Below are 11603 nucleotides of genomic sequence, written 5' to 3'. Positions count from 1 at the left end.
TCCGCTCTTTTAACAGAAATCTAAACATTAAATCGGAAGAGCATAACGTCCCCTTCCTTGACAAGATAATCCTTACCTTCACTCCTCAGCAAACCTTTTTCCTTAGCAGCAGTTATTGAACCAGTAGTTACTAAATCCTCATAAGCAATTGTTTCTGCTCGAATAAAACCACGTTCAAAATCAGTATGAATTACACCAGCAGCTTGAGGAGCTAACATTCCAGCTTTAATCGTCCAAGCCTTAGTTTCTTTTTCTCCAGTAGTAAAATAAGTACGCAATCCCAACAATTCATAAGTTGCCTTAATTAGAGATTTTAATCCACCTTCTTCTACTCCTAAAGATTCTAAATAATCAGCTCTTTCCTCCTCTGGTAACTCAATTAATTCTGATTCTACCTGAGCTGAAATTATCACAACTTGAGCATTTTCTGCAGCAGCAATATTGCGGACTTTTTCAACCCAATCATTGCCACTAGCTAAGTCATCTTCTGAGACATTAGCAGCATAAATTATGGGTTTGGAAGTTAATAGATTTAAAGGCTTAATTAGCAAAGATTCGTCTTTATTTAAACCAGCCATTCTCACCGATTTACCTTCGTTTAAAACAGCCTCTAATTTTTCTAAAATTTCTAATTCTGCCTGAGCTTCTTTACTGGTACGAGCTTGTTTTTTAGTTCGTTCAATTCGGCGTTCTACCTGGGCTAGATCGGATAATGCTAATTCTAAATTAATTACCTCAATATCTCGCACTGGATCGACGGAACCAGAGACATGAATAATATCCTCACTATCGAAACAACGAACTACTTGAACAATGGCATCAACTTCTCGAATATTAGATAAAAATTGATTACCTAAACCTTCTCCTTTACTTGCACCTTTTACTAAACCAGCAATATCAACAAACTCAATTCTAGTAGGAATAGTCTGAACAGAATTAGAGATTTTAGTCAGCACATTTAACCGCTCATCTGGCACTGCCACCACACCAACATTCGGTTCAATTGTGCAAAATGGGAAGTTAGCAGCTTCCGCCTTAGCATTAGCAACTAAAGCATTAAATAAGGTAGATTTTCCGACGTTGGGTAGTCCGACAATTCCAGCTCTGAGCATAAATTTAAGTCAAAAATCAAAATTTAAAAGTTAAAAATTACAATTGCTTATCTAAATAGGATAGCAGAAGGAAAAAAGAATTTTGATTTGTAACCTCAAGTTTCAGTAAAAATAAAGAATCAAAAAATAAAAAAATGTAGTTTGCCTTTTTTGTTAAATTCCTAGGAGGAACTAGGTAGATAAGCCTTCAATAATTAATAATTAATAATGGATAATTGATAATTACCTCTCCCTAAAACGGATTGGATTGAATAAAAGGAAAATAAATTCATTGTTTCTCTTTATCTAGTTGGCTTTATACCTTAATTATTCGGTAAATATGCCGAGTAGAAAAAAATTTATGAAAATCAAAATTGAATAATCTCAAGTGTTTGTTGTTCAATAGTAAGAGCGATCGCAACAGGAATGCAGAGCATTATCAGCTAATACAGTTCAGTTAAAGATTTTTGGTAGTTCTGTAATCTGAAGAGCTACTCTAATAGTTCCATACTTTATGAGTTTTGGTCTGATATAAACTGTATTGCATTATGACCAACTAAATGAGTGGGCTTAATTATTAGTACAATAGGAATGAAGATTCAAAAAGGTGAAGCTATTGGTAGCTTACTTCTAGGTTATTTTTCAGATTTTTTGTTTTAACCTTTATTGATGTCTACTTACTTAAATAAACTGAAAGAATTATTTTACTTCTCTTGTTCAAGAATATATTTTCAAAAAGTCATTTACAGGGACAGTCTAGATTAAATTTTGTTAAGTTAGTAGTTGTGAAGCTAGAAAAAAAGTTAAAGTAGTTATTGATTATGATTAAAAATTATTGAATAATAAAACTATTGTACAATGGTTGAAGAGAAAAACAAAAAAATCATCGGTACTACAGAAGCAGCATATTTATTGGGTATTTCTGGTCAACGTTTGCGGGTATTATTATCTCAAGGTCGAGTTAAAAATGCTGACAAGAAAAATGGTTTTTGGCAAATTCCAGCTTATGGGCGCAAAGGTTTTGAAATGCCAATTATTTTTCCTGGTAGAAGAGGTCCGAAAGGTAATTGGTGCAAAGAGAAGCGCACTGAACCTACAATGATTCATGTCAATCAGCATATAATTAAGGCAAATGCAAAGAGTCCACTAAAGAAATTAAAGCCTGTAGTTTCTGTTAAGCAAACTAACCGTAATGACTACGGTTATCAGCTAGAAATTAAAGGTCCTTGCCGAATAGTATATCATCCTCACGACCCGGCTGAGTGTGGTGCTCATTTGTGGATTGATACTTTTAGTAGAGTTCAGTTTGTAGATATTAATTTTAATCCTGTCACTGCTTGTCGAGCATACAGATATATATAGATAGATGTAATTTTAAGTCAAGTAAATAAAGTTTAGATTTTTTCCGATATCTGTTGTGCTAGGGTGATAGTTAGAGTCAACAAAAACGAACGACAGATGAATAATGCTGTGAAAAATCAAGCTCTTGTAGATGCTTTGGCAAATTTGCCGGATGACGCATCGGAAGCGCAAGTTAGTCAGATTTTTGCGTCTGAATTATTCAATTTTTTAGGTTTTGGAATAAATGAACAGGTGCCTTCTTTTTCTACAGGAACTGGTACTCAAGCAGTCGATCATGCTCTGCGTCATAATACGGCAAATGACATATTTAATCAAAGCAAAACTAATCCAGATGTTCTTGTAGAATTGAAAAAACGGAATCTTAATTTAGCTGCTGATTCGCCAGAATATAAAAAGACAGTTGTACAAATTCAAAGATATTTATTAGCAGAAAATTGTAAAGCAGCGAAGTGGGGAATAATTACCAATGCTAATCACATGCAATTATTTAGAAAGCATGGAAAAGTTATTCATCCGGCGACAGTTTGTCTGGAAATTAATTCAGAAAATATCATCAAAATCGCTACATTAATCAAAGAAAAAATTGATAAACCACAAAAAGCATTAACAGTAGCAGTTTATAACAATAAAGGCGGTGTAGGAAAAACAACTACTACAGTTAATACAGCAGCAACTCTATCACTGTATGGCAAAAAAGTTTTAATTGTTGATTTTAATCCTCAAAGAGACCTAACAAAATATCTAGCAATTTCAGAAAGTGTACCTACCTTTTATGATTGCTTAATAGATAACAATATTAATGTTAGAGATGTAATTAAACCCTACGAATATAAAAGATACAGTTTTGATGTAATTCCTGTGCAGAAAGATAGTAAGCGGGGTGATATTGGAGAAAAAATTACTTTTGATCGATTAAGCAAAAAATTGGAGCCACTAAAAAATAACTATGACTATATCTTAATTGATGCTCCTAATGACTGGTTAATATTTAGTGTCAGTGCTGTTTATGCAGCAGATGTAGTTTTAATTCCAGTCAAACATAAATGTTTCGCGTCCTTAGAAAATGCAGCTTTAACTATCAAGGAATATATACCAGAAGTTCAACAGGAAATACAAAAAAATAAAGATTTCGGACCTGTGGCTTTGCCAATTTTTTTCAACGGTGGAACAATGAGCGACGCTCAAAAGAGAAATGTTCAAATCTATATTAAAAAATTGATTCTAGATGCTAAAAAGAATCCTAATAATAAATTTGAGCTTTTACCCTATTTTTATCCTCGCTATACAACAGGAAAAAACATGGAAATATTTGAATTGCGTGAGTACGCACCTATAGCAAGTTCTTTTTCCGACCGTGTACCTGTTGTTTATAAAAATAAAAAAGCTCGTGAATATTATATCAATCTGGTTAAGGAGTATTTTATACAATGAGCAATTTAAGTAAGATTGGTAAATTAATACATCTATAATATAGATGAAATTGAACTAGGGAATGAAAAAAATTGCCCAGAATTTCTAATTTCATCAACCGCAAAATTTCTGAATGAAACTGGTGGAAAAAACTGCGTACCTGTCATTGTTAAAGAAGTGGGAGAATATCAATATCAAGTAATTGGCAATTCTTTTATTTTTGCCGTAGCTGAAGCTGCGGGTTTAGAAAAAGTTTGGTGTATTATTGCTGATGAAAGTGAAGAAACTGAAAAAATTAGCAAAATTTTGTCAGGGGAAAAAACGCCACAAATAAATCTTTCCACTGCCACAAGAGATGAAATTAAAGCAGCACTTCAATACTTAATTGAAAAACCAGACACCAAACTTAAAGGAGTAAAAGATTGTCGGTCTTTTTTCCTTTTCAACTTAGGATACTTACTGATTCCTTCTTTATACCGTTTAAATGCTTCACCTAGATGTTGAAAAGCACTTTGATATATGCTTTTCGGAATAATTAGAAGTCCAGGCATATTCTGGTTGCTTTTTCACATAGTTAGTAAAGACTTTTTTAGCTTCTAAAATGCGTAATGTGTAACTCAAGCTAACTTCGCATTGCACGTTTGTTAACCTTGGTCATGCTGTGAGTTCCGTTAACCATACTCAGGCCATAGTTGTAAACGAAACGAGCATAGCCAGAACATTGAGCCATTTTTGAGCGCTCCTGGTTATTCAGCTTCAATTCAAGTTTTTTGGCGTACAATCAAATCACCTCCAAGCACATTGTCAACTATTTGTTTGGCTAAGTCAAGAAAATCCCCATCAGATGTGTCAGTTATTACCGGAAATTGCCAGATATATTGATACTAGCAATCAGCTCCTAAAACATAGAAAATTTGAAATGCTTAACCAAACCAAAACACCAATAATTGAAACTCTGAAAAATCTTACAAAAAAATCTCATGCTCCTTTCTATGCACCAGGACATAAACAAGGAAAAGGTATTCCACAACCACTCACTGAATTACTTGGTAAAAAAGTCTTTCCAGCAGACTTACCAGAACTACCAGAACTAGATAACTTATTCGCTCCAGACAGTGTAATTCAAGAAGCTCAAGAATTAGCAGCAGAAACCTTCGGCGCATTACACACAAAATTTTTAGTCAACGGTTCTACTACAGGAATTATCGCCGGAATTCTAGCTACTTGTGGAAATGGAGAAAAAATAATCTTGCCTCGGAATATTCATCAATCTGTAATTTCCGGTTTAATTCTATCTGGAGCAATGCCGATTTTTATCCATCCAGAATATGATTCTCATTGGGATATTCCTCTCAGCATTACTCCCAAATCTATCGCCAAAACCTTAGCAAAACATCCCGATACTAAAGCAGTAATGATAGTTTATCCCACCTATCATGGAGTTTGTGGAGATATTAGAGCGATCGCCCAAGAAGTTCATAAATATAATATTCCTCTATTAGTAGATGAAGCTCACGGAGCTCACTTTGCTTTTCATCCAGAATTACCAACACCAGCATTAGTCGGTGGAGCAGACTTAACAGTACAGTCAACTCATAAAACTCTAGGAGCTATGACTCAAGCATCCATGCTTCATATTGGAAGCGATCATATTGATCTTTATCGACTTGAGCAAGCATTACAGATATTACAGTCTAGTAGTCCAAGTTATTTACTGCTAGCTTCCCTTGATGCTGCTCGGCAACAAATGGCTTTATTTGGTGAGGAGTTGATGAGTCAAACTCTAGAATTAGCTAAGAATGCCAGAAACAGAATTAATCAACTGTCAAATTATTCAGTATTCGAGCTAGAAGAAAGAGGTAAGAAGAAAGAAGAAAAAAATTTGACTTGCTTATCAGGAAATTCAGATTTATTAGAGAATGATTTATTAGAGAATGAGTTTAAAGAAGAAATTGGAGAATCAGAAGTAATATTCTCAACTCCTAACTCTCAACTCCCAATTTATAACTCCTCTTCATTAGACAATGAGGTTAAAGAAGGGATGGGAGAATTAGGAGAAATCTTCTCAAAATTCGAGCTAGAAGGAAGGGGTAAGAAGAAAGAAGAAAAAAATTTGACTTGCTTATCAGGAGATTCAGATTTATTAGAAAATGAGGTTAAAGAAAGGATTCGAGAATCAGGAGAAATCTTCTCAACTCCTAATACTCAATTCCCAACTCCCAACTCCCCAATAGAAAATGAGGTTAAAGAAAGGATTCGAGAATCAGGAGAAATCTTCTCAACCCCTAATACTCAATTCCCAACTCCCAACTCTCCAATTGAGAATTATTTCAACCCAGGATTTATTGCCCTTGACCAAACGAGATTAACTATTAAAGTCTCTAATATGGGATTAAGTGGGTATGAAGCTGATGAAATTTTGCATCAGGAATTAGCAGTTACCTGTGAATTGCCCAGTTTCCAAAATCTGACATTTATTATTTCTCTGGGAAATACAAAGACAGATATTAATCAATTAGTAACTGGTTTAGTTAGTTTAAGCGATCGAGGTGAAGTTAACTTGCCTACTAATCACAGAACAAAATTTAACTTCCAGGTAACTGATTGTTCCATACCAGTCTCTCCCAGAGATGCTTTTTTTGCCGATCAGGATTGTTTGCCTATTGAAAAGTCTGTAGGATATATCAGTGCCGAATTACTTTGTCCCTATCCACCAGGTATTCCAGTATTAATACCTGGTGAAATTATTACAGAAAAACATCTTCAGATACTTGAACAAGTCAGGACATTAGGTGGAATAATAACAGGATGTAGTGACCCTAATCTGAGAACTATCAAAATCTCTAAATTTTAGTTTTAACTACACAATCAGTTATTAGTACCTCTGGCCGAAGCAAGAGGCTTAATGCTGAATCAAATATTTTTTTATCCCCGTTTTTTTGCCAAGCTATAGCTCTAAATAGGGTTTGCTGAAAAAGTCTTTTTTAAGGAGTAGGGGAGTAGGGGAGTAGGGGAGTAGGGGAGTAATTTTTTTACTCAACTCTTGCCCAAAAATGCTAAATTTTTGAGCATAAAGAACTGAAAAACAGGTACTTTTTACAGATATAAAAAGGCTAAAACCTTTATCTGTAAAAACTTTTAGATTTAATCAGTAAACTCTAATTAATTAATAATTATCAATTATTCATTATCCATTATCCATTATCCATTATCCATTATCTATTATCCATGTCTTCCCAACTTTGGCCTTATATTACTCCAGGTATCCCAGATGACTTATTTGAACGTTTACCTGGTATTCCCATGAGTAAGCGAGAAGTACGCTTATTGCTAATATCTTATTTACGATTACAATCAGATTCAGTAGTATGGGATATTGGTGCAGGAACAGGAACCATACCAGTAGAAATCGGCTTGATATGTCCTCAAGGTCGAGTTATTGCCATAGAAAGGGATCAAGAAGTAGCAAATTTAATTAGGAGAAATTGTGACCGCTTTGGAGTGAAAAATGTCACAGTAGTAGAAGGTAATGCTCCCGAATGTCTTGATAGTTTAATCGATGCACCTAGCCATGTCTGTATAGAGGGAGGTCGTTACATCAAAGTTATACTGCAAGAAGTTTGGAAAAGATTATTACCACAAGGTCGTATTATTGCCACTGCTGCTAATCTAGAAAGTCTTTATGCTGTTTCTGAAAGTTTTGCTGATTTACAAGTTAGGAATGTAGAGGTAGTACAGTCGGCAGTAAATCGTCTGGAGACTAGGGGAATACATCAAACCTTTGCGGCAATTAATCCCATATTTATTTTGAGTGGAGAAAAAATCAATTAATTTTTTCGTTAGCTTCAAGTAAAGAAAGTTAACTATAGCAATTCCTCATACTGGTTAGGAAGTAGTAATGACATAAACAGGGAATACAAAAAAAGAAAAATAATTTTATCTCAGTAACTTAAGAAACATTTTCATTAATGAATAATGGATAATTGATAATGGATAATTACCTCTGATTAAAACCGCAACAGACGCAACAGAATTGAATATAAGGAAATATTATTTCTTTTCTCAAGTTGGCCGATTAGATCTGGTTAGGTACCCATCCATCCCTCCAGAGCTTTTTCCCCTTTAAAGTTTCCCCTTTCAAGGTGAATAATTAGGGTTTGCTGATTAAAGATCAAATCCTTTTCAGGTAAAAGTTTCAGCCTTTTTAGGTCTTGAAAAAATCCAAGCTTTTAGGTCTGTGCGGTTCAAAAATGAGCGTATTTTGGGCAGAGACTTAGACAGAAAAATTGAGGAACAATTCTTACTCCTACCTCCTCGCTCATTCGCATTTATCCTGACTCCTGACTCCTGACTCCTCCCCCTACCACAAGACTTTTGAGCGCAAACCCTAATTAATAATATGGATTAAATTGTATAGCGCTACGCCCTAGGGAATAGGGAATAGGGAATAGGGAATAGTAAACTGTCAAAGGGTTTTTCTTATAGGGAAATGCTCCGCAAACAGGATTTATAAATGTCCTAACCTTAATGCGTAATGCTATATAGTTAATTTTGTAAATTAGCAAATCAGATTTTCTTGAAGATATTATAACTTTATTTATTGGGAAGTAAGGTATTTTTAGAAAGTAATATCTAGATAGTTGGAGAGATTAGTTGATGAATGATATATTGACTTATTTTTACTAAAAATCTGGTAACTATTATACAAAATTTGATAATAATTATATCTCTGAATAATCTGCTCAATATTATACAATTAATAATCAAAAGTCTGGGAAATAAAATGTCAGCATTTAGCCATCAACTATTGCCGAATATAGGAGAAAAAAACATTGATAAATTGAGAGAGAATTAAAAGTTATTGCCTGAGGTAGGCTCCCTTAACCAAGAGACATATTCATTTAAACCTCACCTTTAAAGGGAGAAATATGATGCTAAATCCGCTTTACGCTTTACAGAGTATCCTTTTCGGTAGAAGGGGAGATACTTAGAGAAGATTTTGAAAAAGAACATACATTGCCGAATTTAGTATGATTGCTGATAGCTAACTGCTAAGAGATGAATCCTTACAAGAAAACATACCTGGAACAACTGTATATATAAAATTAATAAAGATATAGCTACAGCAAAAATAATTATAAACAGAAGATTAATAGCGGTTGAGAGTGTAAAATTGAAGTTTTAAGTTAATAAAATAATATTATGTCTTGGTCTCGAATAATTAGTGGACTTGTAGCGATCGCCGTAGCTCTAGGAATGATTATTTTTGGGGGATGGTGGTTTACAGTCGGCATGGGAATCATAGTTTACCTAGGCCAACTCGAATATTTTCAACTAGCTCGTGCTAAAGGTATTGCACCAGCAGCCAAAACTACTCTAGCATTAAGTCAAATCATCTTAGTAGTAGCAGCCCTAAATCCTAACCTAGTAGATGCCATATTTACATTAGCAGGAACCATAATTTGTTTTTATCTACTATTTCAACCAAAATTAGCAACTATAGCTGACATAGCATCATCAATTTTAGGTCTATTTTATGGTGGATATCTACCTAGCTATTGGGTTAGACTCAGAGTTGGACTTGAAGCTCAATCACAGACATCCCAAATAACCCTAGAAAACTACCAACTTATGTCATGGATAGATCCTTTAAGTTGGCCTCCAAGCTTAACATTTACTCTACTTGGTTTTTGCTGTATATGGGCTGCTGATATAGGTGCTTATTTTGTCGGAAAGTTCTTTGGTAGAATTAGACTTTCAGAAATAAGCCCGAAAAAGACTGTGGAGGGTGCGGTATTTGGAGTTTTAGGTAGTGTAGTAGTTGCTACAATAGGTTCTTGGTACTTAGATTGGCCTGGTTCGCCTTGGACAGGTGCTGTCTTGGGTTTAATAGTAGGTGTTGCTAGTCTACTTGGAGACTTAACTGAATCCATGATGAAACGAGATGCAGGTGTTAAAGATTCTGGACAACTGATACCTGGACATGGAGGAATTCTTGACCGTACTGACAGTTATGTTTTTACCGCACCCCTTATATATTATTTTTTCACTTTACTTTTACCAGCCCTCAAAAATTATAATTAGGATATAGCGTCCATCAACATTTGTGAGGTACAGTTATTTTTCTTCTTTTGTATTTATAGTAATTGCTGTTCCCTAAAATCTAGAATTTTGTATCTCACTCATGATGATAATTTTTATAGCACTACGGATTTAGGGCGCGGACATTAGACATCTCCAGAAAAGAGGGAGTAGGGAGTAGGGAGTAGGGATAAAAAATTGATATATCTAGTTTGATAATTGATTTTATTTTTTTTTAATTGGAGATGTCTGTTATTGATGCTCCCCGCTAGTCGCGAGACGGGAATTCTTAAGTAGTCCAAAAACGAACTCTTAATGGGATTATCGCTCGTACCGCTACAAGCTCAAATATGTTGACATATAGCCAGATAAATTGCGCTTACTTTACTTTTGCTTTCAGATATTATCACTCGGCCAATTTGGTACGCTCCTCGTCCTGCTATTGTTTGCAATGGTGTAGCCACACTGACGTGCTTAAATTTTTCTAGCCGCTGGACTTACTTACCCCGGATTTCTCCTTACTAGGACGATTCGGACCGCAGATTTTTTTTCTCACTTGCTTCTCGAGTAATAACACAAAAACTAAAGATTTTTAAGGCGATTAAAATCCTCCGTTTCGCTGGGCGACATGAAACGTTTTCATCCACGCTTTAAAAAGACGTGGCTTTCAAACTCTCGTCCTTGTTCCGTAAATTCCGTTGGTGGAGAATTTGGGCACCACCAACTTAGTCATTTCAGTTATCCAGTTATCAATATTAAAAGGAGCAGGAGACCTGATTTTTTGGTCAGAGATTACTTTATAACTTTTAACTTTTAATTTTTGACTTGCGCGTTAGGGTTTAACTATCAAGCTACCTTGACAAATAAGTTGACCAGATTCTAATGTTAATTCCTTTAGTTCAACATCGGAGCCTAAATCAACTTGGACAGTATTTGAAAAGTGATAATTATACTTTTCTAAAACTTGAAAGTTAAGATTCTCTAGCAGTAATTTACAGCCAGTAGCAAGTTTTAAATCAGTATGTAAATTTAAAGGAATTTTTTCATCAAATTTAGACAGCACATTAGCAAAGAAACTTAGATGACCTGTAGATATTTCAGCTTCTTGGTTATCCAAACTAATAGGTTGCTCCAGGTATTCTCTAAAATCTGGCGGTAATAGTGGAGTTAAAAACTCAATGATAGCTTCAGTTAATAGAGCAGATTCCAGACTAGCATTAAAGTCAGATTGTAGCAATTCAATTTTACCAAATATAGGAAAAGATTCTAATATTTTTAATGGTTTACCCTTGATGATTTGACCAATATTAATCCGAATGCCAGTAGCAGATATCTTCACCTCAGTTAAATGTAATCCTCGAAAAATTACATTAGAAGCAGCAATAGAAACTTGGGGAATTTTACCTGTAATAATTTGGCGATCGCCACCTTCAATATGAACTTTTAATTGTTCTACCTGCTCTAATTGGGATTTTAACCAAAATTGCAAAGCAGGAGACAGAAATCTACTAACAATTCTACTCTTTTTTTTAGTTGATATTTTATTTTTACTCTCAACAGCAACATCAGAATCAGAAGTTTGATGCAGTTCTGGTAATTTTCTATTCATCAAATACAATATTAGGTTAGTACAATTAGTTTTGTGATTATTTCCAGAGA

Annotated in this window: 9 protein-coding genes; 6 read left to right on the top strand and 3 right to left on the bottom strand. The window is 34.6% G+C overall.

Features of this window, described 5'->3' with window-relative positions; translation table 11 throughout:
- Positions 1–20: 20 nt before the first annotated feature.
- Positions 21–1112, bottom strand: a complete 1092-nt coding sequence (gene ychF, locus F6K22_RS07350; protein WP_293095252.1) for a redox-regulated ATPase YchF — start codon at positions 1110–1112, stop codon at positions 21–23.
- 837 nt (positions 1113–1949) lie between these two features.
- Here ychF and F6K22_RS07345 point away from each other — a divergent pair.
- From F6K22_RS07345 to F6K22_RS07335, 3 genes are all read left to right on the top strand, one after another.
- Positions 1950–2453: a hypothetical protein gene (locus F6K22_RS07345; RefSeq protein WP_293095250.1), complete on the top strand. Its 504-nt coding sequence runs from the start codon at positions 1950–1952 to the stop codon at positions 2451–2453.
- A gap of 96 nt (positions 2454–2549) precedes the next feature.
- Positions 2550–3884 (top strand): AAA family ATPase, encoded by a 1335-nt coding sequence (locus tag F6K22_RS07340; protein WP_293095248.1) that lies wholly within the window; start codon positions 2550–2552, stop codon positions 3882–3884.
- A 156-nt stretch (positions 3885–4040) separates the two neighbouring features.
- Positions 4041–4367 (top strand): hypothetical protein, encoded by a 327-nt coding sequence (locus tag F6K22_RS07335; protein WP_293095245.1) that lies wholly within the window; start codon positions 4041–4043, stop codon positions 4365–4367.
- Positions 4368–4485: 118 nt separating this feature from the next.
- On the opposite strand, the gene F6K22_RS41780 is transcribed toward F6K22_RS07335, so the two are convergent.
- Positions 4486–4644 (bottom strand): helix-turn-helix domain-containing protein, encoded by a 159-nt coding sequence (locus tag F6K22_RS41780; protein WP_363273027.1) that lies wholly within the window; start codon positions 4642–4644, stop codon positions 4486–4488.
- A 138-nt stretch (positions 4645–4782) separates the two neighbouring features.
- Between F6K22_RS41780 and F6K22_RS43440 the strand changes: the two genes are divergently transcribed.
- The 3 genes from F6K22_RS43440 (at position 4783) to F6K22_RS07320 (ending at position 9947) form a co-directional block, all read left to right on the top strand.
- Positions 4783–6717: an aminotransferase class I/II-fold pyridoxal phosphate-dependent enzyme gene (locus F6K22_RS43440; protein ID WP_293095243.1), complete on the top strand. Its 1935-nt coding sequence runs from the start codon at positions 4783–4785 to the stop codon at positions 6715–6717.
- Positions 6718–7091: 374 nt separating this feature from the next.
- Positions 7092–7694 carry a precorrin-6Y C5,15-methyltransferase subunit CbiT gene (gene cbiT / locus F6K22_RS07325; RefSeq protein ID WP_293095241.1) on the top strand — a complete coding sequence of 201 codons (603 nt, stop codon included), beginning with the start codon at positions 7092–7094 and terminating at the stop codon, positions 7692–7694.
- Positions 7695–9065: 1371 nt separating this feature from the next.
- Positions 9066–9947, top strand: a complete 882-nt coding sequence (locus F6K22_RS07320) for a phosphatidate cytidylyltransferase (protein ID WP_293095238.1) — start codon at positions 9066–9068, stop codon at positions 9945–9947.
- Positions 9948–10776: 829 nt separating this feature from the next.
- Here F6K22_RS07320 and F6K22_RS07315 read toward each other — a convergent pair.
- A partial coding sequence (locus F6K22_RS07315; protein ID WP_293095236.1) for an LmeA family phospholipid-binding protein occupies positions 10777–11603 on the bottom strand: 827 nt, incomplete at its 5' end.

Origin of the sequence: Okeania sp. SIO2F4, from assembly GCF_010672385.1 — a bacterium.
Taxonomy (GTDB): Bacteria; Cyanobacteriota; Cyanobacteriia; order Cyanobacteriales; family Microcoleaceae; genus Trichodesmium.
This window is presented reverse-complemented; position numbering and strand designations above follow the sequence as displayed.